The organism is Pseudomonas sp. ICMP22404, assembly GCF_006227205.1.
Classification (GTDB): domain Bacteria; phylum Pseudomonadota; class Gammaproteobacteria; order Pseudomonadales; family Pseudomonadaceae; genus Aquipseudomonas.
Genome location: NZ_VCNG01000005.1, coordinates 79,513 through 105,307 on the forward strand (window position 1 = coordinate 79,513; position 25,795 = coordinate 105,307).

Here is a 25,795-nt window from a genome sequence, read left to right on the forward strand (position 1 = left end):
TAGGACGTTGCATGACCGATCACGCGTTGCTTCTGGTGAATCTGGGTTCGCCTGCCTCCACTTCGGTGGCCGATGTACGCCGCTACCTCAATCAATTCCTGATGGACCCTTACGTCATCGACTTGCCATGGGCGGTGCGACGTTTGCTGGTGTCGCTGATCCTGATCAAGCGCCCAGAGCAATCGGCCCACGCCTATGCCTCGATCTGGTGGGAGGAAGGATCGCCACTGGTGGTGCTCAGCCGCCGGCTGCAACAGGCTATGGTCACCCAGTGGACCCAGGGGCCGGTGGAACTGGCGATGCGTTACGGCGAGCCGTCCATCGAGTCGGCGCTGGTGCGCCTGGCGAGCCAGGGGCACAAGAAGGTCACCCTGGCGCCGTTGTATCCGCAGTTCGCTGATAGCACCGTCACCACTGTGATCGAAGAGGCCAAGCGGGTCGTGCGGGAAAAGAAGCTCGACGTGCAGTTCTCGATTCTTCAGCCGTTCTACGATCAGCCGGAATACCTCGACGCGCTGGTTGCCAGCGCCAAGCCCTATCTGATGCAGGATTACGATCACCTGCTGTTGAGTTTCCATGGCTTGCCGGAGCGGCACCTGACCAAGCTCGACCCGACCGGGTTTCATTGCTTCAAGGATGCCGACTGCTGCAAGAACGCGCCGCCGGAGGTCATTGCGACGTGCTACCGCGCCCAGTGCATTCGCACGGCCGAACTGTTCGCTCGGCAGATGGGGCTCAAGGACGGCCAATGGTCGGTGTCGTTCCAGTCCCGGCTCGGCCGCGCCAAGTGGATCGAGCCCTACACCGAAGCGCGCCTGGAAGAATTGGCCAAAAGCGGGGTCAAGAAGGTGTTGGTGATGTGTCCGGCGTTCGTGGCCGACTGCATCGAGACCCTGGAAGAAATCGGTGACCGCGGGCGCGAGCAGTTCCGCGAGGCCGGGGGAGAGGAGTTGGTGCTGGTGCCGTGTCTCAATGATCAGCCGCAGTGGGCCAAGGCGTTGAGCAGGTTGTGCGAACGGGCGCCGATCGCGTTGTAACATTCACGGGCCCTATCGCGAGCAGGCTCGCTCCCACATGGGGTGGGTTGTGTACACAGATTTTGTGACCAACCGAGATCCAGTGTGGGAGCGAGCCTGCTCGCGATGGGGCCATGTCAGGCAACATCTCAGAGCAGCGGTTCATCCGCCTTCTTCTGCTTCCAACCATCGTTACCTGGCAGCAGCAGGTTCAGCCCGATCGCCACCACCGCGCACAGCGCGATGCCTTTGAGGCCGAAGTCATCCGGGCCGGTGCCGGTTCCCACCAGCACGCCGCCGATGCCGAACACCAGTGTCACCGAAACGATCACCAGGTTGCGCGCTTCGCCCAGGTCGATCTTGTGACGGATCAGGGTGTTCATGCCCACCGCTGCAATCGAACCGAACAACAGGCACAGGATCCCGCCCATGACCGGTACCGGGATGCTTTGCAGCAATGCGCCGAACTTGCCGATGAAGGCCAGGGCGATGGCAAAGATCGCCGCCCAGGTCATGATTTTCGGGTTGTAGTTCTTGGTCAGCATCACCGCGCCGGTGACTTCGGCATAGGTGGTGTTGGGCGGACCGCCAAACAGACCGGCTGCGGTGGTGGCGATGCCGTCACCGAGCAGGGTCCGATGCAGGCCCGGCTTTTTCAGGTAGTCGCGACCGGTCACGCTGCCCACGGCAATCACCCCGCCAATGTGCTCGATGGCCGGCGCCAGGGCCACCGGCACGATGAACAGGATCGCCTGCCAGTTGAACACGGGAGCGGTGAAGGCCGGCAGCGCGAACCATGGCGCGGCGGCGATTTTGCCGGTATCCACCACGCCGAAGAAAAACGCCATGGCGAAGCCTACCAGCACGCCGGAGATGATCGGCACCAGACGGAAGATACCTTTGCCGAACACCGCGACAATCAGCGTGGTGAGCAGGGCCGGCATCGAGATCATCATCGCGGTCTGGTAGTGGATCAGCTCAGTGCCGTCGCCGGCCTTGCCCATCGCCATGTTCGCGGCAATCGGCGCCATTGCCAGGCCGATGGAAATGATCACCGGGCCGATGACCACTGGCGGCAGCAGCCGGTCGATGAAACCGGTGCCCTTGATCTTCACGGCCAGGCCCAGGAAGGTATAGACGAAACCGGCCGCCATCACGCCGCCCATGGTCGCCGCGAGGCCGAACTGGCCCTTGGCGAGAATGATCGGGGTGATGAAGGCAAAGCTCGACGCCAGGAACACCGGCACCTGCCGTCCGGTGACGATCTGGAACAGAATCGTTCCCAGACCTGCGGTAAACAGCGCGACGTTCGGGTCCAGCCCGGTGATCAGCGGCATCAACACCAGAGCGCCGAAGGCGACGAACAGCATCTGTGCGCCGGACAGTACCTGGCGCCAGAGCGGATCGTTGAACTCGTCCTGCATGCTCAGGCGTCCTTCTGCTTGGTGCCGAAGATCTTGTCGCCGGCATCGCCCAGGCCCGGGATGATGTAGCCATGCTCGTTGAGTTTCTGGTCGATGGAGGCGGTATAGATGGTCACGTCCGGGTGAGCGTCCTGGACCACCTTGATGCCTTCGGGGGCGGCAACCAGGACCATGGCGCGGATGTCGCGACAACCGGCCTTTTTCAACAGGTCGATGGTGGCGACCATGGAACCGCCGGTGGCGAGCATCGGGTCGATGATCATGGCCAGGCGCTCGTCGATTTCCGGTACCAGCTTTTCCAGGTAGGTGTGGGCCTGCAGCGTTTCTTCGTTGCGAGCCACGCCCACGGCGCTGACCTTGGCACCCGGGATCAGGCTCAGCACGCCCTCGAGCATACCGATGCCGGCGCGCAGGATCGGCACCACGGTGATCTTCTTGCCGGCGATTTTCTCCACCTGGACCGCACCGGCCCAGCCATCGATCTCGTAGGATTCCAGTGGCAGGTCCTTGGTGGCTTCGTAGGTGAGCAGCGCACCGACTTCCTGGGCGAGCTCGCGAAAGTTCTTCGTGCTGATATCGGCGCGGCGCATCAGGCCGAGTTTGTGTCTGATCAGCGGATGGCGGATCTCGAGGATAGGCATGGGGAGGGCTCCGGCGGCGGGCAAAAAAACCGGGCTAGATTAATCTATCCCGATGGCTTGTCCTATAGACAATACAGAACGTTAGTCCACAAACCCTTGATCTGGCCGGGCGGGATGCGTACCTTTGCCCGCTTTTCCGAACCTGCACCCCTGGAGAGCAACATGTCCGCTGATCTCGAGCATATCCGTCAAATCATGGCGGAGGCTGATTGCCTGTACACCGAAGCCGAAGTCGAAGCAGCCATTGCCCGGGTCGGTGCGCAGATCAACGACCAACTGGCCGATTCCAATCCGGTGGTGTTCTGTGTCATGAACGGCGGGCTGATCTTCTCCGGCAAGCTGCTGACCTACCTGAACTTCCCGTTGGAGGCGTCGTACCTGCATGCCACCCGTTATCGCAACGAAACCAGCGGCGGCGACCTGTTCTGGAAAGCCAAGCCGGAAGTCTCGTTCATCGACCGTGACGTGCTGATCATCGACGACATCCTCGACGAAGGGCACACCCTGGGCGCGATCATCGACTTCTGCCGGCATGCCGGCGCCCGCGCCGTGCACACCGCTGTGTTGATCGACAAGGACCACGACCGCAAGGCCCGTCCCGACCTGAAGGCCGATTTTGTCGGCTTGCCATGCATCGACCGCTACATCTTCGGTTATGGCATGGATTACAAGGGTTACTGGCGCAACGCCAACGGTATTTTCGCCGTCAAGGGCATGTGATCGATGACTCGCCCGGGTTTCCTGGACCAAACGCTGTTCGATGAGCTGGCCGAGAAAGCCGCGGCCAGCCCTCGCGGCCGGCAGCACCATAACTTCCATCAGATGGACGAGCCCTGTCATCGGATGGCGGTGGGTTTGCAACCTTCCACCTACATCCCGCCCCATCGCCACCTCGGTGCCGACAAGGCAGAAACCCTGCTGGTGCTCAAGGGCCGCCTGGGTGTGTTGATCTTTGACGAAGCCGGTGCGGTGACGGACAAGCGCATCCTCCAGGCCGGAGGCGATTGCCTCGGCGTCGACCTGCCGGCCGGCGTGTATCACGGCCTGGTGGTGCTGGAAGCCGACAGCTTGATGTTCGAGTGCAAGGCCGGCCCTTACCGGCCAGTGGGTGAGGGCGAGATGGCCCACTGGGCGCCCCGGGAAGGCGAGTCGGGTGTGGCTGAGTACCACGCCTGGATGCGCGCGCAGTTCGACTGACGCACCGCCCCCCTGTGGCAAGGGGGTTTATCCCCGCGGGAGCGCAGGGCTTTTGTGGGAGCAAAGCTTGCTCGCGAAACAGGCGCCTCGGTTTCGAAGGCAGACCGCGTCAGCTTCATCGCGGGCAAGCCTTGCTCCCACAAGCCGCCAGCCAATGCTCACTCTTGATCCGTGCCTGCTCCAGAGTCTGCACATACGCCAGTTGGCGCTGTTCGCGATGGATGCCGGCGCGGCGTAGCTTCAGGCGCACTCGCGGCGTGGTCGCTACCAGGATCAGGCCGATATCGTGCTTGCGGTAGTCCTTCAGGATGTTTTCAAACGCAGCCAGTGCCGTCATGTCCAGCATCGGCACGGCGCTCATTTCCACCACCACGACGCGGACTCCCGGATCGAACCGACGCAGCACATCCAGGGCTTTTTCTGCCGCACCGAAGAACAACGGGCCGCGAATCCCGTAGCAACGCACGTGCTCAGGCATATCCAGTAACGCCTGGTGAAAGTGCCGCGGCAGTTCGGCGCTGTCGGTCAGCTCGCTCATGCGCTTGATGAACAGCCCGGCCGCCAGCAGCAGGCCGACGGAGACCGCCAGGACCATGTCGAACAGCACCGTCAGGCCCAGGCAGGTCAGCAGCACCAGTACATCGCTGCGCGGGGCGATGCGCAAGGTGTGCAGCACATGCCCGGCTTCGCTCATGTTCCAGGCGACCATCACCAGCAGCGCCGCCAGCGCGGCCATGGGCAGGTAGCTGAACAGCGGCGCCAACAGCATGATCGCCGCCAGTACCACGAGGCTGTGGATGATCGATGCCAAGGGCGAAGATGCGCCGCTGCGCACGTTGGTGGCGCTGCGCGCAATCGCGGCGGTGGCGGTGATGCCGCCGAACAGCGGCGCCACCAGGTTGCCCAGGCCCTGGCCCATCAGCTCTGCGTTGGGGTCGTGCTTGCTGCCGGTCATGCCGTCCGCCACCACGGCGCATAACAACGACTCGATGGCACCGAGCATGGCGATGGCGAAGGCGGGTGACAGCAACTGTCGGATCAGGTCGTAGGACAGCACCAACGGCCGCCCCTGGCCGTCAGGAAGATTCCAGGGCCAGTCGAAGCTTGGCAGGAACGGTGGAATTCCCGGATGGCTGATGCCATCGACCACGTAACTGAAGCGTTCCCCCAACGTTGCCACTGGCCACCCGCCGCGTTCCAGTGCCCAGCCCAGCAATGCCCCGACCAGCAGGGCGACCAAGTGGCCTGGCACCCGCGGAACCCAGCGCGGCCAGATGACCAGAACCGCCAGGCACACGACGCCGATGAGGCTGTCACCGAGGTGGGCGCCCGGCAGTGCCACGATCAGCTCGCCCAGTTGTTCGACGTAATGTCGGGCCTGGCCGACAGTCGTCAGGCCCAATAGATCTTTCAGTTGCAGGGTGGCGATGACCACGCCGATGCCAGCGGTGAAACCGAGGATGACGGGATAAGGGATGTACTGGATCAGACGCCCGGCGCGCATCAGTCCCAGGGCAATCAGAATCAACCCGGCCAGCATCGTGCACAACAGCAGGCCGCCTGGCCCGTATTGCTGGGTGATAGGCAGCAGGATCACCACGAATGCCGCTGTCGGCCCGCTCACGTTGAAACGCGAGCCGCCGGTCAGGGCGATCAGCGGTGCGGCCACCAGCACCGTGTACAAGCCGTGTTGCGGCGGCACGCCCACTGCGATTGCCAAGGCCATCGCCAGGGGGATGGCGATGATCCCGACCGTCAGCCCGGCCACCAGGTCGCCCCGCAGGCGTTCAAGGGTATAACCGGCCCGCCAGCTTTGGCGCCAGGCGGCGAATAGAGGTGGCGCGGAGAAGGACATGGGTACTCCTCAAAAGGAATGGGCAAACAATACCGAGTTCCCTGTGGTGAGGGACAGAATGATGGCCCTTTGAGTATGCCTCCTACGGCGTCCCCCGGTATTGACCTGGATCGTTTATTTTTACTGGTCATGCTCATGCTAGAGTGCGGGGCCAAGATCCCGGAGCCTGTCATGATTGTATCGATCCGCCGCCGTGCCGCCTTGCTTCTGATTTCCAGCCTGCCGCTGGTGGCCGTTGCCGCGCCGATGCACAGCCAGTTCCTGCCGCCCGACGACCTGACCGTGCGCCAGGAGCAGCCCGAACAGCAGCAACTGCTGCAAGTCACCGAGTACTCGGTGGTACTGGGCAATCAGCGTCAGTCCAACCAGCAACCGATACCGGTGACTTCGCCGTTGCTGGTGCGCCTCAAGGGCAAGCCCCTGAACAAAGGCGCCACCATCAATCAGGTGATCCTCAACTTCGATGGCGAAAGCAAGAGCCTGAAGAAGCCGGTCTTTGACGAGGCGAGCAAGACCCTGACCCTGTCTTATCCACAGGCGCATTATCGGGCGGTCATCGATCTGCTGCGCAATGACACGGTGTATGTGCAGTTCCTCAGCTATGCCAACGGCCACGTCTGGGCCGATCTGCACACCGGAGCGGTACACCCGCGTTGAGCGCCGGGGCCTGCCGGGGGTAAACTGCCTGCCCCGTGAACTGTGCGAGTTGGAGCCGGCAATGCGTAAAGACAAGAAACAAGTGATTGGTGACGAGATTGGCGATGAACAGATCAAGCTGTTCCTCAATTTCGAACCGGCCGATGCCACCTCGCCGTCGTTGCACAAACTGATCAAGGGTTACCGTGGCCTGCGGGTCGATGATTTCGAGCGTTTCCTGACCTTCTTCGTCGAAGCCGGCTATGACCTCAATGGCAAGGATGAGCACGGTAACGACTTCATTGCGTTGATCCAGGATCAGCGCAATTCCGAGGAATACATCGAGTTGTTCAACAAGGCGCGCGGCTGAGCGTGTCAGGGCGGATTTAACGCCTTTCGGGGCGTTTGATCGTCTTCTTTTAGTTTCTCAATACTCTTTTAAGAGATGTCCGAAAGGTTATGTCACCATTCGGACTGTTCTGTTTCAGTTTGATTTCCATTACTTTTGCGTTGGGACCGGATGGTTTCAATTCAATCGTTTTAATGGAGCTGTATTCATCATGGAAGATAAAAGCAAATGTATCGCTGGGGCGTTGTTGGCCTTGCTCGGTTGCCTGGCAAGTTCGGTTTCCAATGCGTTCGATGAGATCGTCAATGTGGAGATTTTCAACGCAACATCGGCAATGATTGTTCCCGGCAGCGACTTCACCTGGACCCAGGACCCGGCCAATGCAGGCCATGGCTTTTCGGTAAGTCCCGGCGCGAGTCAGGAACTGACCTATTACCTGCCACAGTCGCGCGCCGAGCGGGAGTCTTTTACCTACACCCAAGGCAGTCGCAAGTGCCACTTCAGTTTCGGGCATATAGCCAAAGCTCCAGTGAGTGATGAGCAAACAATGCCTTATCGCCGTTGGGTTGATGCACAACCCCAAGATTCCTGTGTCGCAGAGTTGTTTGAGATTGAGGATGACGACGATTACGTTCGTCATGGCGGAACACGCATCAAGTTCAGTATGAAATAAACGCGGAAATAAAAAGCCTCCATCAGTTGGAGGCTTTTTATTTATAACGACAGAGGGTCAGGCGTAACTTTGAGCCTTGCTGTCTTCAACCAGTTCCAGCGCGATGTTGTTCTGCGCATTGATCTTGCGATACAGCGCCGCGTCGGTTTCCAGCACTTTTTCCCGGGCCGGGAAGATTTCCGCGAGCTTGGTCGCCCACTCTCCCTTGGCCTTGTCCGGGAAGCAGCGCTCGATCAGGTCCAGCATGATCGACACGGTCACCGAAGCGCCTGGCGATGCGCCGAGCAGGGCGGCGAGGGTACCGTCCTTGGCTGCCACCAGCTCGGTACCGAACTGCAGGACGCCACCTTTCTTCGGATCTTTCTTGATGATCTGCACCCGTTGGCCGGCCACTTCCAGGCGCCAGTCCTCGGCTTTCGCCTCGGGGTAGAAGCGGCGCAGGGATTCCAGGCGCTGCTCCATGGACTGCATCACTTCGCTGATCAGGTACTTGGTCAGGTCCATGTTGTCCCGGGCTACCGCCAGCATCGGGCCGATGTTGCCGGCGCGTACCGACAGTGGCAGGTCCATGATGGAGCCGTGCTTGAGAAACTTGGTGGTGAAACCGGCGTAAGGTCCGAACAGCAGGGATTTCTTGCCATCGACCACGCGGGTATCCAGGTGCGGCACCGACATCGGCGGCGAGCCCACCGCGGCCTGGCTGTAGACCTTGGCCTGGTGGTGCTTGACCACTTCCGGGTTGTCGCAACGCAGCCACTGGCCACTGACCGGGAAGCCGCCGAAGCCCTTGCTTTCCTCGATGCCCGAGGCTTGCAGCAGTGGCAACGCCGCGCCGCCGGCACCCAGGAAGACGAACTTGGCATCGACGTCGCGGCTGGCACCGGAGTTGACGTCCTTGATGCTTACGGTCCAGCCGCTGCCGTTGCGCTTGAGGCCGGTGACGCGCTTGCAGTACTTGACCTGGGTGTCGGGCGCGCTGGTCAAGTGTTTGAGCAGTTGGTTGGTCAGGGCGCCGAAGTTGACGTCGGTGCCGTTCATGACCCGGGTGGCGGCGATGACTTCATCGGCCGGACGCCCCGGCATCATCAGCGGCATCCACTCAGCCATCTTGCCTTTGTCTTCGGTGTATTCCATGTCGGCGAAGGCGTGATGCTGGCTCAGCAGTTCGAAGCGCTTCTTCAGGAATGACACGCCTTTTTCGCCCTGCACGAAGCTCAGGTGCGGCACCGGGGCGATAAAGGATTTGGAGGAGCCGAACGTGCTCTTCTGGGTCAGGTACGTCCAGAACTGCTTCGACACCTCGAACTGGGTGTTGATGTGCACGGCTTTCTTGATGTCGACACTGCCATCGGCCGCTTGCGGCGTGTAGTTCAGCTCACACAGACCGGCGTGGCCGGTACCGGCGTTGTTCCAAGGGTTGGAACTCTCCGCGGCACCGGAATCCATCAGCTCGACGACTTCCAGCGAAATCGCAGGGTCGAGCTCCTTGAGCAGCACGGCCAGGGTGGCACTCATGATGCCGGCCCCTACCAGAACTACATCGACTGCTTCGTTATGCGCCATTTAACGCGTCTCCAAAATCTGCAGCACCAAATTGTCGGCATAGCGGCCAGGAGTGGCGGGGCAGGTCGGTTGCGCCCCAGGTACCCATGGCCAGGATCGCCATGTCCGAATCTTCGCAATTTTTTGCAACTGCTACGGATGCATGCAGCCTGGCCTCAAGAGTCACATGAACTCATTTCAGCGCCGGGCAGGCAATTCGACTTATGGCCGAGACATCCGTTCGTGCAACCAAATCCGTAGCGGACAGGCTTCAGGCGCCGGTTCTTGAGCGATATCCGGTCCTGTGTCGTTGGGCTGTTTCAGACGCCAATGGTGCTTGTTCAGACGCAAAACTCTTCATTTGCTCGCCACACTCTTGTGAAGTTGTGAAAACCCGTTTTTTCACGCTCTTTTGAAGACGTGAACCTCAAAAAAGGGCTGTCCCAGCCAGGCACCGTGTCCGGATTGTTTGCCCCATGCAGTACATGACAGGCAAAACGGGCAGACAGCTCAGTGACCGAGCGTAATGACAGCTCTGCAGATTCGCGAAAAGTGGTGATTGGCCCGGAAACAGCAGGCGCGCCAGCTTCACTCGATCTGTGTGGGCGGCTCTCTGTGGGCGATGCGGGGTGCCAATGCAAGCGCATCAGCGGTGTTGCGAGGCCCGATCAGGAGACGTCCTTATAATCGGGGGGAGATTGTAACGAAGAAACGCAGGAAAATGGTCGTGTTTAATGACTTTTATTAGCCATTCGGTCAGATGGCCAACAACTGGCGGCCGCGCGCGCGACTACGAAGCGGCTGTACGCGGGCGCTGGCGGGTAAAGGCTGATTCAGCCAGTTGAGACGGATTTCTTCGATTTCCACCCAGCCTTCGCCCATGGGTTGCAGGCTGCATTGCTTGAACGCCTGGCAGCGGCCGTTGCGATCCAGCAGGGCGAAGCTGCGATGCTGTGGGCGCGGAGTGAACAAGGAGACGAGAAGGCGCATGGTCGGATTTCCGTGTCGGGGGACTTGTGAGCAGCCTGACAGCGAGCCATGACATGCCGGTGTAAGGACCGTGACAATGGAGTGACAGGAACCGGCATTGGCGGTACATGTCAGAAATTTCAGTATTCATTCGGCTGGTTCGCCGCGATGGCGCACCGCTATACTGCGGGTCTGTCAGTGCCCGATTCTGGAGAGAAGAGCATGTTGCAACGCCTGTTGTTCGGTTTGATCGCTGTGACCAGTCTGACCCTTGTCGGCTGCGCCCACAGCCCGCAACAACTTAACCCGGAACCCAAGCTCAACGCCCAGCTGGCGCCTGTGGGTCATGGCCAGCCGGTGGTGGTACGGGTGGTGGACGGCCGTCCATCGCCGACGCTCGGCACCCGCGGCGGGCTGTACCCGGAAACCAGCGTCATCACGGTTCAGGGCGCTCAGATCCTGCCCAAGCTGCAGGCCCAGGCTGAAGCCGCCGTGCGTTTGCTGGGCTTCACCCCTACCGCGAACGCGATGAATGCTCCACAGCTGACCGTTACCCTGGCCGAACTCAAGTATCAATCGCCCAAGGAAGGCATGTACGTGACCGAAGCCACCATCGGCGCGACCTTCCGTTCCGACGTGCAGAACGCCAACCGCCGTTACAGCGGTCGTTATGGGGCTTCGCTGGACCAGCGTTTCGGCATGGCGCCCAATCAGGACACCAATACCAAGCTGGTCAGCGATGTGTTGAGCGACGCCCTGACCCGGCTGTTCAAGGACCCGACCATTGGCCAGGTGCTGGCTGAGTAAGATCCGGGCCTGACCCCCGCCTGTGGGAGCGAGCCTGCTCGCGATAGCGGCGTCACATTTGAAATCACTGTGACTGATAAACCGCTATCGCGAGCAGGGCTCGCTCCCACAGGTTTTTTTTGCGCGATTTTTCTAGGCGGCCTGTGAATACAGTTCCAGCACACTGATGCCCGTCAGCAGATCGGTCTCCGGCAGGTCGGCATGTTGATGACCACCGAGGGCGCAATACACCAGCCAATGTGGGTCCTGTACGTTGAAGGACAGGCTGCCGACGAGGTTTTGCTGTTCGTCGCTTGGGGTGATGAGGTAGAGGCGATCCTGGTTTTCGGCGTGGAGCATGACGGGGTCCGGTCAGGTTTGGAGGGCGACAGGGTGGCTTATCCAGATGACGAAACCGTGACGGTGAACATAAGTCCGTAGCTCAGCCTCGCAGCAACGAAGCTCTGTGGGAGCAAGGCTTGGACGCGATGAAGCTGACGCGGTTACCGAGGATCGAAGCGCCTTTATGGCGGGCAAGCCTTGCTCCCACAGGTCGGAAAAAACAGGGCAGGGCAGTGGGCTTTCGGTAGAATCCGCGCCCTGCTCGCAAGTCCCGGGCGTGTTCCGTTCCGTTTTCCCTTGAGGTTTGTGATGTCGCTGCATCTGCTTTCGTTGTTCGCCGCCCACCCGGCCAAACTGATCAACTTGTTCGCCTTGCTGTTTGCCTGCCCGGGCGGCTGGGTGCTGCACGCAACGCGCCGCCGTGAGCAACGGGCGCGAGCGAGCCTGCAAGCAGGCAATCGCAATGGTGAAGAACGGTTCGAAGCGTTGCTGGACCTGGCGACGCAGCGCATGAACCGGTTTTTCTACCGATTCGGCTTTGGCTGCCTGGCGTTGGCGTTGCTGGTGTCGTGGATCAGCACGCAGATCAGCTGAGATTTACCGGAAGCAAGGATGCTTTTGTGGCGAGGGTGCCTGGGAGCAAAGCTTGCTCGCGAAACAGGCACCTCGATTTCCGAAAGTATCGTGTCGTTTTCATCGCGGGCAAGCCTTGCTCCCACAGGTCTCCCTCAGGTATGCCGCGTTACAACGCCAACCCCGCCTTCACCCGATACTGATTACGCACCGGCGTTGCATATTGCAGGATCAGGAACGGTCGGTGTTCCGCCGGGCACGCATCCAGCCGGCGTTGCCATTCTTCCTGCGCCTTGGCCAGTTCATCGGCGCCGAATACCTCGGCCGCCTGCGGAACCTGCAATTGCGGATCGGCGTCGGCCCACTGGGCGTAAGCCAGGTAATGCACCGGAAACAGGCGGTAGCCGCCGAGAATCTGCCGATCCATCTCCTGGGCCAATTGCTTGGTGTCTTCGAACAGTTCGGTGATCGGTGCGGCAAAGTTCACGTGCACCCGGCCCTTGTATCCAGTGATGCCTTTGGCGATGCTCACATCATCTTCGCCCGGTGCCTTGGTATAGGTGCCGGTGGTGGCTCGGATGTACAGCTCGCGGGCCTTGGCCTGGTCGCACGGGTCGTATTCGTAACTGATCGACACGGGAGTGAGGTTCAGCGACTGGATGACCTCGCCAAATGGCTCGTCCTTGCGGCTCATATGGAACATCTTGAGGATGGCCGATTCGGTACGGTCGTCGCCGTCCTTGGCCCGCCCTTCGGCCTGGGCGATCCAGATCGAGGCGCAGTCGTTGCGGATCGAGTGGTTGATATACGCTGACAGCAACTGGTAGGCCGCCATCTTCTCTCGCCGTCCGGTGATGGAGCGGTGCACGATGAAACTCTTGTTCAGGCGCATCAGGTCACTGACAAAAGGTTTTTGCAGCAGGTTGTCGCCAATGGCGATGCGCGGGGTCGGCAGGCCGGCGTGGTACACCGCATAGTTGACGAAGGCCGGGTCCATCACGATGTCGCGATGGTTGGCAATGAACAGGTACGCGCTGCCGGACTTGAATTGCTCCACCCCTGTATAGGTCACGCCGTCGGTGGCACGCTCGATGGTGTGGTCGACGTAGAACTCGACTTTATCCTGCAAAGTGGCGACCGATGTCACGCTGGCGAACTCACGGCGCAATCTTTGCGCTATAAGAGGTTTGAGCATCCAGCCGAATGCGCCGGCCAGGCGCGGGAAGCGGAAGTGGGTGAGGATATCTAGAAACGCCTTGTCGCCGAGCAGCCGGGCCAGCACCGCTGGGACTTCGCTGTCGTCGTAAGGTCGGATGGCATCGAATTCGCCCATCATGCTCTCTTGTTGGAAACGGCTAGGGTAAGTTAAAGGTTCGATCGAAAAAACGACGGGGCATGGCCTGGAAGATAAGCCAGACGAAAATAGCCCTGCAAATAGACCGGCGATTATACGCACAAGTCACCTGGGAGACCGCGATGCTGGAAACCGCTCTTTATGATTGTCCGTATTGTGGTGAAGAGGTTGAGACGACCGTGGATCTGTCGGGTGGCGACCAGGAGTATGTTGAGGACTGTCAGGTGTGTTGCCGACCGATCAAATTCAGGTTGCAAGTGCATGACGAACACTGGTTTCTCGAGGCCTTCACTGAAAACGATTGATGGGGGCGCCCATGCAACGAATCTACGAGCTGGAAAGCCTGATGGAGGGCGAACTGCTGCAAGGCATGCTCGCCAGCGAAGGCATCACGGCGCATCTGGTGGGGCGCGACCTGGTGGGCGGCGCTGGCGAGTTGCCGATGCAAGGCCTCCTGGGCCTGGCGGTAGAAGACGACCAGGCGCAGTACGCCCGGGAGCTCATCGTTGCGTACAATGCCGCGATGCCAGTGCCCGGTGATGAGCCGGAGAGCTATCCCGGCACGCTGGTCTGTTAGGCTGGCGGCCGTTCGATCAAGAGTCGTGTTGCCCCATGTGTGGACGTTATGCCCTGTTTCGCTGGAACCCCGCTTTCGCGGCCTTGCCCGGCTTTCCTGCCGACCAGAAGGCTCAATGGAATATTTCGCCCAACGATTCGGTGCTGATGCTGCGGGCCGGTGCCGAGGGGCAGCGCGAGTTGGCCCGTGCGCGCTGGGGCCTGACGCCCGCGTGGCTGACCGATCTGTCCCGTACTCCGGCCCACGCCCGCGCCGAAACCGTGGCCGAGCAGCCGATGTTCCGTGAAGCCCTGCGCCTGCGTCGCTGCCTGCTGCCGGCCAACGGCTTCTACGAATGGCGCGGTGGCACACGCAAGCGGCCCTACTGGCTGACGCCGGGAGAGGGTTCGTCGTTGTTTTTTGCCGCGATATGGGAAGCGTATCCCGTGCAGGAACAGGTGTGGCTGAGCACGGCGGTCATCACCCAGCCGGCGGCGGGGCAACGCAGGCCGTTGATCCTGGACGAAGAGGGCCAGCGCCTGTGGCTCGATCCCGAAACGCCGCTGCATGCCTTGCAAGGGCTGCTGGCAAGCGAACCGGCACAATTGCGTGAGCGGGTGTTGGCCAACATGGTCAACGACCCGAAGCTCAACGGACCGGAATGCCTGACCCCGGCTTGAGGCCTGTGGTGCCTTTACTGCCGCTATCGCGAGCAGGCTCGCTCCCACAGGGTCATTGCGGTGGACACATCTTTGTGAACATCCGCAACCTCCTGTGGGAGCGAGCCTGCTCGCGATAGCGGTTCTGGATCAGACCCTGAACTGATTGATCAACCGCCGCTGCTGCTCCGCCAGTTTGGTCAAGCCGGCACTGGCGGCGCTGGATTCATCCGCGCCGCCCGCCACTTCATTCGCCACTTGCCCGATGTTGATGACGTTGCGGTTGATGTCGTCGGCCACGGCGCTTTGTTCCTCGGCAGCGCTGGCGATCTGGGTGTTCATGTCATTGATCACCGACACCGCCTGGGTGATGGTTTCCAGGGCCTGGGCCGCTTTCGCCGCATGCTGCACGCTTTCATCGGTGCGGTGCTGGCTGTCCTCCATCACCCGTACCACGTCCCGAGTACCCTGCTGCAATTGCTGGATCATCGACTGGATTTCTTCCGTGGCCTGCTGCGTCTTCTGCGCCAGGTTGCGCACTTCGTCAGCCACCACGGCGAATCCGCGGCCCTGTTCACCGGCCCGGGCGGCTTCGATGGCGGCGTTCAGCGCCAGCAGGTTGGTCTGTTCGGCAATACCACGGATGGCGGTGAGAATCGCGTTGATGTTCTCGCTGTCCTTGGCCAGGGTCTGCACCACGCCCACCGCCTTGCCGATTTCCACGGCCAGGGCGCCGATGGACGTGGACGTATCCCGTACGATCTGCATGCCCTGGCTGGCGGCCTGGTCGGCGTGACTGGCGGCCTGGGCGGCCTGGGTCGCGTTGCGGGCGACGTCCTGGGCCGTAGCGGTCATCTCGTGCACGGCGGTGGCGACCTGGTCGATCTCCGACATTTGCTTGTGCACGCCCTGGTTGGTGCGGATCGCGATGTCGGCGGTGTGCTCCGATGAATCGCTGACGCTCTGCACCGAAGTCACCACCTGGGTGATCATCCCCTGCAGCTTGCTCAGGAACGTGTTGAAGCCCCTGGCTATCGCGCCCAGTTCGTCTGCGCGATCACTCACCAGGCGACGGGTCAGGTCGCCTTCACCCTGGGCGATGTCATCGAGCATGGCCACCATTTGCTTGAGTGGCCGGGCGATGCCATGGCCCACCAGCCAGATCACCAGCAGACCGATGCCGGCAATCACCAGGCCTACCATCGCCATGCCGAAAATATCGGACTGGCGTCGATCGTTCAGGTCTTTCTGCAACGCTTGCAGGTCGGCCATCACCGCATTCAGCGGCAATTGCAGCATCAGCGTCCAGCGGGCGTTGGTCTCGCCGATGCCGAACGGCATATACACTTCGATGTGCCCATGCTCCTCATCGATGTCGTAACGTACTTCGCCGATACTGAGCTTGCCCAGGTTGTCCAGTTCACTGGCGTTGAGCAGGTCGCTGGCCTTTTCCCCGAGTTTGCTCGGGTCCTTCGTGAATGCCACGAGGCGGTTATTGCTGGAGAGCAGCGCCAACTCCCCGGCGCCGTTGTACAGCTTGGCATCGGCGGCCACGAGCATGTCCTGGATGAAGTTCACCGACAGATCTGCCCCGACGATGCCCTGGAACTTGCCGTCGATGAGGATCGGCTCGATGAACGAGGCGAGCATGGTCATGGTGTCGCCGACGCGGTAGGGCGCCGGGTCGATCACGCAGGCCTTCCTGCTGTCCTGGGAGCACAGGTAGTACTCACTGGCGCGGATACCGGTGGACAGGAGTTTCTGATCGGCCACATCGGCCAGTTTTTCCAGGCCCAGGGTGCCGTCCTGGTTACGGAACCACCACGGCAGGAAACGCCCGTTGGTTTCCATGCCCACCACGGGGCTGTTCACGTAGTTGGCATCATCGTGGTCGATGGCGTTCGGCTCCCAGGCGATGTAGGCGCCAAGGACTTTTGGATTGCGCACCACGGTTTCGCGCAGCAGGCTGATCATCTGCTCGCGCGCAATCTTCAACTGTGGGTTGCCGTCCGTGCCCTTCATGCCCATCAGCGCGTTCGTGGTGGCAAGTCCCTTGGCGAGCTGCAGTGGGGCTTCCAGTTCCCGTTGGATCAGGCTGGCCTGGGTACGGGCCAGGGCGCTGAGGCGTTGTTCGATGAGTTGTTCGAACTGCGCCTTGGTCCGTTGTTGCACCATGTCTTGGGTGCGGGCCCCGGCGAACAACGCGTACAGGACCAGGGCCCCGACCACGCTGAGCACGATGGCACCGGCCAGGGCGGCCACGGAAAACTGGATCGACTTGAATTTCATAAAGGCTCCGGACGCGAGGATGACGTCTGAAGCTTGTATCGGCGTCCATAGGGGGCGGCATGAGGCGTTGTTCGTCGGGTGACTGTTTTTGAATCGTGAGTGTCGCTAATGGAGCGGGGGTGGGATCTGTGCGAAATAGCGGTAATCCGTCGTTGTGTATCTGGCGCCGATACAAATCACCGCATAGGATACGCCCACGTTTCCAGGGAGCTTTAATATGCACAAGACGTTGATGGTGAGTGTCCTCGGCACGAGCCTGTTGCTTGCCGGTTGCCAATCGGTGAATACCACCAGCGGCGGCGCCGTGGGTGTGGAGCGCAAGCAGTACATGTTCAGCATGCTGTCGACCGATGAGGTCAACCAGATGTACGCCCAGTCCTATCAGAAGACCGTCGGCGAGGCGAGCACCCAGGGTGCGCTCGACAAGACCAGCAGCGAAGCCAGGCGCGTCCAGGCCATTGCCGACCGACTGATCGCCCAGGCCCCGGTTTTCCGTCCGGACTCGGCGCAGTGGAAGTGGGAAGTGAACCTGATCAAGAGCGATGAGCTCAACGCCAACTGCGGCCCAGGCGGCAAGATCATTTTCTACACCGGGTTGATCGACTCGCTGAAGCTGACCGACGATGAAATCGCCGCGGTCATGGGCCATGAAATCGCCCACGCCCTGCGTGAGCACGGGCGTGAAGCAATGTCCAAGGCCTACGGCATCGAGATGGCCAAGCAGGGCGCCGGTGCCTTGTTCGGCCTGGGCCAGGACAGCCTGGCGCTGGCCGACACCGTGGCCAACTACGGCATGACCTTGCCCAACAGCCGTGCCAACGAAAACGAAGCCGACCTGATCGGCCTCGAACTGGCCGCTCGCGCCGGCTACAACCCGAACGCCGCCATCGCCTTGTGGAACAAGATGAGCAAGGCCTCGGAAGGCGCGCCACCGGAGTTCATGAGCACTCACCCTGCGTCCAGCAGCCGGATCGCTTCGTTGCAGGCGGCGATTCCAAAGGTGATGCCGCTTTACCAGCAGGCCAAGAAGTAACCTTTCTTATGTGGTGAGGCCGCTGGCCTCATCGCGAGCAGGCTCGCTCCCACATTGGGCGCGGTGCTCACAAAAAATGTGGGCACTGCAAATCCCCTGTGGGAGCGAGCCTGCTCGCGATGAACGATGGCACGGTATTACTTGCCTACCTGATCAAACCCATCCACTGCTCTGCATTGCCTTGTACACCGCCACAATCGCCAGGATGAAGAATGCCGAGGCGGCCAGGCGGCGGATCAGGGTGAGCGGCAGCTTATCGGCGGCGAAATTGCCGGCCAGTACCACCGGCACATTGGCAATCAGCATACCCACGGTGGTACCGATGATCACCAGCCACAATTCCGGGTACTGCGCGGCGAGCATCACGGTGGCGATCTGGGTCTTGTCGCCGATTTCCGCCAGGAAGAACGCGATCAGCGTGGTCAGGAAGGGGCCGAACTTGCGCGCGGTGCTCGCTTCTTCATCGTCCAGTTTGTCGGGAACCAGGGTCCACAGCGCGGTGGCGGCGAAGCTCGCTGCCAGGATCCAGTGCAACACCGCATTCGAGAAAATACTGCCCACCCAGGCCCCCACGGCTCCGGCTGCCGCATGATTGGCCAGGGTCGCGGCGACAATGCCGGCGATGATCGGCCAGGGTTTGCGAAAACGAGCCGCCAGGACGAGCGCAAGCAATTGGGTCTTGTCGCCGATTTCGGCCAGCGCAACGATGGTGGTGGGTACGAGGAAAGAGTCCAGCATCAGGTGATTCCTAGAGGGGCGGGTCGACACGGCTATGACACGTACAGCCTCCCCGCCCCGGGTAAGGTGTGCGTGTCATAGGTCTTGTCAAACCCTGCGACCGGTTCCGGACGCTTGGGCCGCATACGCCATGGTCTGCTGACCAAGTATGTTGACGTATGCCGGGCGAGCAGGGTGCTCGCGGGAGACTACTCCCCTAGGACGCTGCGGATTCTGCCTAGGCAAATCCGATTGGGCAAGTGCTGTGTCTTAAAAAGCTTTCAACCGCGCTTGGCCCGGTAGATGCGAAAGCCCTGGCCCTCGGCCTTGATGGTGCACACGCCCAGATGTTCTTCGATCAGCGGCTGGTATTTGAGGAAACTGTTCGCAACCAAACGCAATTCCCCACCGTTTTTCAGATGTTTGGCCGCTTTTCGCAGCAGGTTTTCCGTCGCGTAGTAATCGGTGTGGACGCCGACATGGAACGGCGGATTGCTCAGAATCGCGTTCAGGCCCATCGGCGCGGCATCGATACCGTCACCGGTCAGCACCTCGGCGTCCAGGCCGTTGGCAGCCAAGGTCAGGCGACTGCTGGCGGCGGCGAAAGCGTCCACATCCAGCAAGGTGACGGTGTTGTGCGGATAGCGACGCTTGACGGCCGCCCCGAGCACACCGGCACCGCATCCGAAGTCCAGCAGGTGGCCGCTGGGCAATTTATCCAAGTGTTCGAGCAGCAGCGCACTGCCGCGATCCAGGCGACCGTGGCTGAACACCCCCGGCAGGCTGATGACCTTCAGCGGACCTTCCTCGAGGGGCAACTCGTAGGTCTGGGCCAGGCTTTCCAGGGGCTTGGCCTCTGGAACGTTGGCGACGGTGACCTGCCACAGTTGGCAATGCCGCGCGCTGTCGAGCTTGCGCGGTTTGCCGAACGGGTTGAGCTGCTTGGAAGCACCTTCGATGCCGCTGCGCTTTTCCCCCACCAGAAACACTTCGCGGCCGCCCAGGCGCGAGGCCACGGCATTGAGGATGTAGTCCGTCAGGTCCTTGGCCTTGGGCAGGAATACCACCGCACTGTCGAACTCACGGGAAGGGGCGTCTACGCCAAAGTGGCTACGCTCGGGGAAGCGGGCGTCCAGTGCGGCCTGATCGCCCGCGTGCCAGCACCAGCCATGGGCGTCGGGCAAGCGGCCGAGCAGGTCGTCGGCGGGCAGGCCGGCCAGCAGGACCGACCCCTGGAATAGTTCGGGCTGACGAAGCAGTACTTCACTGCGCGGATCCATGGTCTGCTCCTTGAAAAAAAGTGCGGCAGTTTATCAACTGACGACCCGTCGCGCTGTACCGCTGAAAAAGCCTTGGGCGTTTTCCGTCAGTTGGCCAACGATCCGTTGCCGCGCCTCGCGACTGCCCCAGGCGTTGTGAGGCGTGATGATCAGGCGGGGAATGTCGCTGGCCAGCAGCGGATTGCCCTGGGTTGGCGGCTCCACGCTGAGCACATCGGTGGCCGCGCCGCCCAGGTGACCGTTGCGCAGGGCGTCAGCCAGGGCCTGTTCATCGATCAGGCCGCCACGGGCGGTGTTGATCACGAAAGCGCCGGGCTTGAGCGTCGCCAGTTCCCGCGCGCCGATGAAGTGGCGGGTATGTTCATTGAGTGGGCAGTGCAGGGTCAGGGCATCGACTTGCGACAACAGCTGATCCAGCGGCAAGCGGTCAGGACGGGCAGGACGTCCGGGGATCTGGCCCAACAGCACGCGCATGCCGAAGGCTTCCGCCAGCCGCCCGACGGCACTGCCCAGTTCGCCGTGGCCGAGCAGGCCCAGGGTCTTGCCTTGCAGTTCGACGATGGGATAGTCCAGCAGGCAGAATTGTGAGGCCTGTTGCCAGCGCCCGTCGCCCACCGCCTTCTGATAATCGGCCAGTCGCGTCGCCAGGTTCAGCAACAGCATGATCGTGTGCTGGGCGACCGATGGCGTACCGTAGCCCTGGCAGTTACACACTGTAATGCCGTGATGGCGAGCTGCCGTGAGGTCGACATTGTTGGTACCGGTGGCGCTGATCAGGATCAGCTTCAATTCGGGGCTGGCGGCCATGGCGGCGGCATCGATCACGACCTTGTTGGTGATCGCCACGGTGGCGCCCTTGAGTCGTTCGATCACCAGGTTCGGCGTGGTGCGGGCAAACAGTTGCAGTTCGTCGAAGCAATTGCGCAACGGGGCCAGATCCAGGTCGCCGAGATCAAGGGAAGGGTGGTCGAGGAAAACCGCGCGGCCGGTATTTGTCATCAGCTGTACCTTTTTAGTCTGGAACCGAAGGCGTAAGGTGACGAGCCTATCAGATGAATTGCGGCCCTGTGGCGAGGGGATAAATCCCTCGCCACAGAAGTCGATGTCCGTTTCGAAATTGAGTCAAGGAGCCCGCCATGTATCTCACCGAATTCCTCACCGTCGCGCTGATCCACCTGCTGGCGGTTGCCAGTCCCGGGCCGGATTTTGCCGTGGTGGTGCGCGAAAGCGTGACCCATGGCCGCCGGGCCGGGACCTGGACGGCTCTGGGCGTCGGCACGGCGATTTTCCTGCACGTAGGCTATTCGCTGTTGGGCATCGGCCTGATCGTGTCGCAGTCCATTGTGCTGTTCAACGCGCTGAAATGGGCCGCCGCCGCGTACCTGCTGTACATCGGCTTCAAGGCGCTGCGGGCACAACCGGCCAAGCCGAGCGAGGAAAATCTGCACAAGGAAGTTGGCGAACGGACCGCCCGCGGCGCATTCACCTCGGGCTTCGTCACCAATGGCCTGAACCCCAAGGCGACGCTGTTCTTCCTGTCGCTGTTCACCGTCGTGATCAACCCTCATACACCACTGGCGATCCAGGCCGGTTACGGTGTGTACCTGGCGGTCGCAACGGCCGCCTGGTTCTGCCTGGTGGCCATGCTGTTCAGCCAGCAGCGGGTGCGCGCCGGATTCGCCCGCATGGGCCACTGGTTCGATCGGACCATGGGTGCGGTACTGGTTGCCATCGGTGTGAAGCTGGCGTTTACCGAAGCGCATTGACGGGTTCGCCCGCTCTTTTTTTTGCCGCCATTGCAGGAGGTTGCGATCTTCTTGGCCTTCTGCCGCCTGGACACTGGCGGTGACAGTCCCGGTGGGATTGCAGATTCAAAGTATCCGGAATGGGTGGGTGGATGGCTCTGGGCCAGTATTTGCCGAGCGATCAAATCATTCCTTTGGCTGATTTGAACGGTGTATAAGCCCTCTAGAGTGCTTACCTCCAGTCACGACCATGCAGTCAGAAAAGGATTCTTATGTTGCAGACTCGCGTTATTCCTCCCGCCGAAGGCGCTTATCAATATCCACTGCTGATCAAGCGGCTGCTGATGTCCGGTGTGCGTTACGAGAAAACCCGCGAGATCGTCTACCGTGACCAGTTGCGCTACAGCTATCCGACGCTGATCGAACGGGTGGCACGGTTGGCCAACGTGCTGACCGAGGCCGGGGTCAAGGCGGGCGATACCGTGGCGGTGATGGACTGGGACAGCCATCGCTATCTGGAATGCATGTTCGCGATCCCGATGATCGGCGCCGTGATCCACACCATCAACGTGCGGCTGTCACCGGAGCAGATTGTCTACACCATGAATCACGCCGAGGACCGCTTCGTGCTGGTCAACAGCGAGTTCGTCGGGTTGTACCAGGCCATTGCCGGGCACCTGACCACGGTGGAGAAGACCCTGCTGCTGACCGACCTGCCGGAGAAAACCGCCGACCTGCCCAACCTGGTGGGCGAATACGAGCAGTTGCTGGCGGCTGCCAGCCCGGTCTACGACTTCCAGGACTTCGACGAAAACTCCGTCGCCACGACCTTCTACACCACCGGTACCACGGGCAATCCCAAGGGCGTCTACTTCACCCACCGGCAATTGGTGCTGCATTCCCTGGGCGAGGCGACCATCATGGGCGCCATCGACAGCGTGCGGTTGCTGGGCACCAACGATGTGTACATGCCGATTACGCCAATGTTCCACGTTCATGCCTGGGGCCTACCGTACGTGGCGACTATGCTCGGCCTCAAGCAGGTCTATCCCGGCCGCTACGACCCCGAGCTCCTGGTTCAGTTGTGGCGCAAGGAGAAGGTCAGCTTTTCCCATTGCGTGCCGACCATCCTGCAGATGGTGCTCAACGCCAAGAGTGCTCAGGGCACCGATTTCGGCGGTTGGAAAATCGTCATCGGCGGAAGTGCCCTGAATCGCAGCCTGTACGAAGCCGCCAAGGCCAGGGGGATCCAGCTCACCGCCGCCTATGGCATGTCGGAAACCGGCCCGCTGGTGTCCTGCGCCCACCTCAACGACGAGTTGATGGCCGGCAGCGAAGACGAACGCATCAGCTACCGGATCAAGGCTGGCGTGCCGGGCCCCTTGGTGGAGGCGGCGATCGTCGATGCCGAAGGCCGGTTCCTGCCGGCCGATGGCGAGACCCAGGGCGAGCTGGTGCTGCGTGCACCCTGGCTTACCGAAGGCTACTTCAACGAACCGCAGAAGGGCGCCGAGCTCTGGGCCGGCGGCTGGCTGCACACCGGTGACGTGGCTACGCTGGACAGCATGGGCTTCATCGACATCCGCGACCGTATCAAGGACGTGATCAAGACGGGGGGCGAATGGATCTCGTCCCTGGACCTGGAAGACCTCATCAGCCGTCACGCGGGGGTACGCGAAGTGGCAGTGGTGGGTATTCCCGATCCACAGTGGGGGGAGCGCCCGTTTGCCTTGCTGGTGATTCACGATGGGCATCAGATCGGGGCTCGCGAGCTCAAGGAACACCTCAAGCCATTTGTCGAACAGGGACACCTGAGCAAGTGGGCGATCCCGAGCCAGATCGCCCTTGTTACGGAAATTCCCAAGACCAGCGTTGGCAAGCTCGACAAGAAACGCATCCGCGTCGACATCGCCGAATGGCAGAGCAACAACAGCGCCTTCCTGTCCACGCTTTGAGGTCTCCTTGCCGTGTCCGAAAGGGCACGGCAGCCCCACCGAGCAAGCGCTTGCCTTGTCAAACCGCCAATTTCAGCCATCCTTGCCGTGCCGACAGGTGTCGGCCTGGCAAAGGACTGTTCCAGAGTGGTCGGGGGCTGCAAATCACACTTTAGAGGGATCAAGCCGTACTACCTGCTAGCTATAGTCCGCTCAAGGATTTTCAAGAATGGGCCTCCTGCACGAACGGGCGATGCGACTTTGAATGAGTGCCGCAACCCTGTCGCTGGTCGTCGAAGACGTTCCTTGAAAATACCCCCTGCCATAACAATAAAGAACATGGAGTAGTGTCGAATGACCTCTGCAAACACGTTCTGGCGCCGGGCAAAATTGCCTCTGGCGGTCAGTCTCGCCTCTTCGCTCGCCGGGCCTGCATTCGGCGTCAGTTTCAACATCGGTGAAATCGAGGGCCAGTTCGATTCTTCCCTGTCGGTGGGGGCGAGCTGGTCCACGGCCCATGCCAACAAGGACCTGATCGGCGTCAACAACGGTGGCAGGGGGTTGTCCCAGACCTCTGATGACGGTCACTTGAACTTCAAGCGCGGGGAAACCTTCTCGAAGATCTTCAAGGGTATTCATGACCTGGAGCTGAAGTACGGCGATACCGGTGTGTTTGTGCGAGGCAAGTACTGGTACGACTTCGAACTCAAGGACGAGAATCGTCTGTACAAGGACATCAGCGACAACAATCGCAAGGAAGGTGCCAAGTCCTCCGGCGGGCAGATTCTCGATGCCTTCGTCTACCACAACTACGCCATTGCCGATCAGCCAGGCTCCGTTCGCTTGGGCAAGCAGGTCGTCAGTTGGGGTGAAAGTACCTTCATCCAGGGCGGCATCAACTCCATCAACCCGGTCGACGTGTCCGCGTTCCGTCGTCCCGGTGCCGAGATCAAGGAAGGCCTGATTCCGGTCAACATGTTCTATGTGTCCCAGAGCCTGACCGACAACCTGTCGGCTGAGGCGTTCTATCAACTGGAGTGGGACCAGACGGTTGTCGATAACTGCGGGACATTCTTCTCCCAGCCGGATGTGATTGCCGATGGTTGTACGGATAACCTCCGGGTGCTGAACAAGCGTTCCACGATTCCTGGTGCTGCCTTGCCCGCCCTGGCCGCGCGAGGGGTCGACGTCAACGAGGAAGGCGTGCTGGTGCGTCGTGGCCCGGATCGCGATGCCCGTGACAGCGGCCAGTGGGGGGCGTCCATGAAGTACATGTTCGAGCCTCTGGACACCGAATTCGGTGCCTACTTCATGAACTACCACAGCCGGGCGCCGATTTTCAGCGCCACGGGCGCGCCGGCACAGTTCTACACGGCTCCGTTGGGTCCGTTGGCGGCACTGCGTCCCCTGATTGTGGCCGGCAACTCCAACTACTTCGTTGAGTACCCGGAAGACATCCGTCTCTATGGCCTGAGTTTCTCCACCACCCTGCCTACCGGCACGGCGTGGAGCGGTGAGTTGAGTTATCGCCCGAACGCACCGGTACAGCTGAGTACTACCGACATTCTTTTTGCTGGCGTCCGTCCGATCGGTGGGCCCTTGGCCAACGCGTCGGTACTTACGGGCGTTCCGGGCCAGGATCTGCATGGCTATAGCCGCAAGGAAATCACCCAGTTTCAAACGACCTTCACCCACTTCCTCGACCAGGTTATGGGGGCCAGTCGCCTGACCTTGGTGGGTGAAGTAGGCGTAACGCATGTGGGAGGCCTGGAAAGCAGGTCCGAGGCCCGCTACGGTCGCGACCCGGTGTTTGGTCCGGGTGAACTGCCCAACGGATCCTGCCAAGCGCTCAATGCCTCCACTGCAGCAGGCGGCGGACAGACTCTTGGCGGTGTGAACAGCAACTGCAACAACGACGGCTTCACCACCGCCACTTCCTGGGGCTACCGCGCCCGCGCCATCTGGGAATACCCGGACGTCTTCGCCGGCGTGAACCTCAAGCCCAACGTGGCCTGGTCCCATGACGTCAAAGGCTACTCGCCAGGCCCTGGCGGCAACTTCGAGGAAGGCCGCAAGGCCGTCAGCCTCGGGCTGGATGCCGAGTACCAGAACACCTACAACGCGAGCCTGGCCTACACCAACTTCTTTGGTGGCGACTTCAGCACCGTGGACGATCGCGACTTCCTGGCGCTCAGCGTCGGCGTGACCTTCTAAGCACCGTATTC

At 61.2% G+C, this 25,795-nt stretch carries 26 protein-coding genes, 1 pseudogene and 1 riboswitch; of the genes and pseudogenes, 15 read left to right on the top strand and 12 right to left on the bottom strand.

Annotation, left to right across the window (positions count from 1 at the left end; genetic code table 11):
* The first annotated feature begins 11 nt into the window (after positions 1–11).
* Complete coding sequence (gene hemH / locus FGE05_RS11070) at positions 12–1,037, top strand: ferrochelatase (protein ID WP_139644839.1); 1,026 nt, start codon at positions 12–14, stop codon at positions 1,035–1,037.
* Positions 1,038–1,165: 128 nt separating this feature from the next.
* Here hemH and FGE05_RS11075 read toward each other — a convergent pair whose 3' ends face one another.
* Positions 1,166–2,440 carry a uracil-xanthine permease family protein gene (locus tag FGE05_RS11075; RefSeq protein WP_139644841.1) on the bottom strand — a complete coding sequence of 425 codons (1,275 nt, stop codon included), beginning with the start codon at positions 2,438–2,440 and terminating at the stop codon, positions 1,166–1,168.
* A 2-nt stretch (positions 2,441–2,442) separates the two neighbouring features.
* Positions 2,443–3,081, bottom strand: coding sequence for a uracil phosphoribosyltransferase (gene upp, locus FGE05_RS11080; protein ID WP_024778135.1), 639 nt, complete (start codon positions 3,079–3,081; stop codon positions 2,443–2,445).
* A gap of 162 nt (positions 3,082–3,243) precedes the next feature.
* Here upp and FGE05_RS11085 point away from each other — a divergent pair, with 162 nt between their 5' ends.
* Positions 3,244–3,801, top strand: coding sequence for a hypoxanthine-guanine phosphoribosyltransferase (locus FGE05_RS11085; protein WP_041020499.1), 558 nt, complete (start codon positions 3,244–3,246; stop codon positions 3,799–3,801).
* Positions 3,802–3,804: 3 nt separating this feature from the next.
* Entirely contained in the window at positions 3,805–4,278 is a 474-nt protein-coding gene (locus FGE05_RS11090) for a WbuC family cupin fold metalloprotein (RefSeq protein ID WP_139644844.1), read from the top strand.
* A gap of 115 nt (positions 4,279–4,393) precedes the next feature.
* Here FGE05_RS11090 and dauA read toward each other — a convergent pair whose 3' ends face one another.
* On the bottom strand, positions 4,394–6,133 hold the full coding sequence (gene dauA / locus FGE05_RS11095) for a C4-dicarboxylic acid transporter DauA (protein WP_139644846.1): 1,740 nt from the start codon (positions 6,131–6,133) through the stop codon (positions 4,394–4,396).
* A 171-nt stretch (positions 6,134–6,304) separates the two neighbouring features.
* Here dauA and FGE05_RS11100 point away from each other — a divergent pair, with 171 nt between their 5' ends.
* The 3 genes from FGE05_RS11100 to FGE05_RS11110 all read left to right on the top strand — a co-directional run bounded on the left by FGE05_RS11100 (position 6,305) and on the right by FGE05_RS11110 (position 7,791).
* The gene (locus FGE05_RS11100; protein WP_041022098.1) at positions 6,305–6,790 is read left to right on the top strand and encodes a hypothetical protein; all 486 of its coding nucleotides are present in this window, start codon (positions 6,305–6,307) and stop codon (positions 6,788–6,790) included.
* A 61-nt stretch (positions 6,791–6,851) separates the two neighbouring features.
* A complete protein-coding gene (locus FGE05_RS11105) occupies positions 6,852–7,139 on the top strand; it encodes a PA4642 family protein (RefSeq protein ID WP_139644848.1) in 288 nt (95 codons plus the stop codon).
* 190 nt (positions 7,140–7,329) lie between these two features.
* Positions 7,330–7,791, top strand: coding sequence for a hypothetical protein (locus FGE05_RS11110; RefSeq protein WP_139644850.1), 462 nt, complete (start codon positions 7,330–7,332; stop codon positions 7,789–7,791).
* A gap of 57 nt (positions 7,792–7,848) precedes the next feature.
* Here the strand turns inward: FGE05_RS11110 and mqo are convergent, their stop codons facing one another.
* Complete coding sequence (gene mqo, locus FGE05_RS11115) at positions 7,849–9,354, bottom strand: malate dehydrogenase (quinone) (protein ID WP_139644852.1); 1,506 nt, start codon at positions 9,352–9,354, stop codon at positions 7,849–7,851.
* A 735-nt stretch (positions 9,355–10,089) separates the two neighbouring features.
* Positions 10,090–10,323 (bottom strand): hypothetical protein, encoded by a 234-nt coding sequence (locus FGE05_RS11120; protein ID WP_139644854.1) that lies wholly within the window; start codon positions 10,321–10,323, stop codon positions 10,090–10,092.
* 201 nt (positions 10,324–10,524) lie between these two features.
* Here FGE05_RS11120 and FGE05_RS11125 point away from each other — a divergent pair, with 201 nt between their 5' ends.
* Complete coding sequence (locus FGE05_RS11125) at positions 10,525–11,109, top strand: YajG family lipoprotein (RefSeq protein WP_047701387.1); 585 nt, start codon at positions 10,525–10,527, stop codon at positions 11,107–11,109.
* Positions 11,110–11,241: 132 nt separating this feature from the next.
* Here FGE05_RS11125 and FGE05_RS11130 read toward each other — a convergent pair whose 3' ends face one another.
* Entirely contained in the window at positions 11,242–11,448 is a 207-nt protein-coding gene (locus FGE05_RS11130; RefSeq protein WP_041020607.1) for a hypothetical protein, read from the bottom strand.
* A 291-nt stretch (positions 11,449–11,739) separates the two neighbouring features.
* Between FGE05_RS11130 and FGE05_RS11135 the strand changes: the two genes are divergently transcribed.
* Entirely contained in the window at positions 11,740–12,024 is a 285-nt protein-coding gene (locus FGE05_RS11135) for a hypothetical protein (RefSeq protein WP_139644856.1), read from the top strand.
* 148 nt (positions 12,025–12,172) lie between these two features.
* Here FGE05_RS11135 and FGE05_RS11140 read toward each other — a convergent pair whose 3' ends face one another.
* Entirely contained in the window at positions 12,173–13,339 is a 1,167-nt protein-coding gene (locus FGE05_RS11140) for a 1-acyl-sn-glycerol-3-phosphate acyltransferase (RefSeq protein ID WP_139644858.1), read from the bottom strand.
* Positions 13,340–13,479: 140 nt separating this feature from the next.
* Between FGE05_RS11140 and FGE05_RS11145 the strand changes: the two genes are divergently transcribed.
* The 3 genes from FGE05_RS11145 to FGE05_RS11155 are packed head-to-tail and all read left to right on the top strand — an operon-like array spanning position 13,480 to position 14,593.
* A complete protein-coding gene (locus tag FGE05_RS11145) occupies positions 13,480–13,662 on the top strand; it encodes a CPXCG motif-containing cysteine-rich protein (RefSeq protein ID WP_139645260.1) in 183 nt (60 codons plus the stop codon).
* 11 nt (positions 13,663–13,673) lie between these two features.
* Entirely contained in the window at positions 13,674–13,934 is a 261-nt protein-coding gene (locus FGE05_RS11150; protein WP_041020608.1) for a putative signal transducing protein, read from the top strand.
* 35 nt (positions 13,935–13,969) lie between these two features.
* Positions 13,970–14,593, top strand: a complete 624-nt coding sequence (locus FGE05_RS11155) for an SOS response-associated peptidase (RefSeq protein ID WP_139644860.1) — start codon at positions 13,970–13,972, stop codon at positions 14,591–14,593.
* 129 nt (positions 14,594–14,722) lie between these two features.
* Here FGE05_RS11155 and FGE05_RS30385 read toward each other — a convergent pair whose 3' ends face one another.
* Both FGE05_RS30385 and FGE05_RS30390 read right to left on the bottom strand, forming a co-directional pair.
* Positions 14,723–15,565, bottom strand: a complete 843-nt coding sequence (locus FGE05_RS30385; protein ID WP_373682468.1) for a methyl-accepting chemotaxis protein — start codon at positions 15,563–15,565, stop codon at positions 14,723–14,725.
* Between the two features lie 15 nt (positions 15,566–15,580).
* A pseudogene (locus FGE05_RS30390) lies at positions 15,581–16,861 on the bottom strand (HAMP domain-containing protein); the annotation flags it as partial.
* 217 nt (positions 16,862–17,078) lie between these two features.
* Between FGE05_RS30390 and FGE05_RS11165 the strand changes: the two are divergent.
* Positions 17,079–17,894 (top strand): M48 family metallopeptidase, encoded by an 816-nt coding sequence (locus tag FGE05_RS11165; protein ID WP_139644865.1) that lies wholly within the window; start codon positions 17,079–17,081, stop codon positions 17,892–17,894.
* Between the two features lie 153 nt (positions 17,895–18,047).
* On the opposite strand, the gene FGE05_RS11170 is transcribed toward FGE05_RS11165, so the two are convergent.
* From FGE05_RS11170 to FGE05_RS11180, 3 genes are all read right to left on the bottom strand, one after another.
* A complete protein-coding gene (locus tag FGE05_RS11170; RefSeq protein ID WP_041020600.1) occupies positions 18,048–18,632 on the bottom strand; it encodes a TMEM165/GDT1 family protein in 585 nt (194 codons plus the stop codon).
* A 90-nt stretch (positions 18,633–18,722) separates the two neighbouring features.
* Positions 18,723–18,841: riboswitch (yybP-ykoY riboswitch) on the bottom strand.
* Between the two features lie 51 nt (positions 18,842–18,892).
* The gene (locus tag FGE05_RS11175) at positions 18,893–19,891 is read right to left on the bottom strand and encodes a class I SAM-dependent methyltransferase (protein ID WP_139644866.1); all 999 of its coding nucleotides are present in this window, start codon (positions 19,889–19,891) and stop codon (positions 18,893–18,895) included.
* A 33-nt stretch (positions 19,892–19,924) separates the two neighbouring features.
* Positions 19,925–20,890, bottom strand: a complete 966-nt coding sequence (locus FGE05_RS11180; RefSeq protein WP_139644869.1) for a 2-hydroxyacid dehydrogenase — start codon at positions 20,888–20,890, stop codon at positions 19,925–19,927.
* Positions 20,891–21,027: 137 nt separating this feature from the next.
* On the opposite strand from FGE05_RS11180, the gene FGE05_RS11185 reads away from it, so the two are divergent.
* The 3 genes from FGE05_RS11185 to FGE05_RS11195 all read left to right on the top strand — a co-directional run bounded on the left by FGE05_RS11185 (position 21,028) and on the right by FGE05_RS11195 (position 25,784).
* Positions 21,028–21,657: a LysE family translocator gene (locus tag FGE05_RS11185; protein ID WP_139644871.1), complete on the top strand. Its 630-nt coding sequence runs from the start codon at positions 21,028–21,030 to the stop codon at positions 21,655–21,657.
* A 251-nt stretch (positions 21,658–21,908) separates the two neighbouring features.
* Positions 21,909–23,591, top strand: coding sequence for a fatty acid--CoA ligase (locus FGE05_RS11190; protein ID WP_139644873.1), 1,683 nt, complete (start codon positions 21,909–21,911; stop codon positions 23,589–23,591).
* A 333-nt stretch (positions 23,592–23,924) separates the two neighbouring features.
* A complete protein-coding gene (locus tag FGE05_RS11195; protein ID WP_139644875.1) occupies positions 23,925–25,784 on the top strand; it encodes a DUF1302 domain-containing protein in 1,860 nt (619 codons plus the stop codon).
* Positions 25,785–25,795 lie beyond the last annotated feature (11 nt).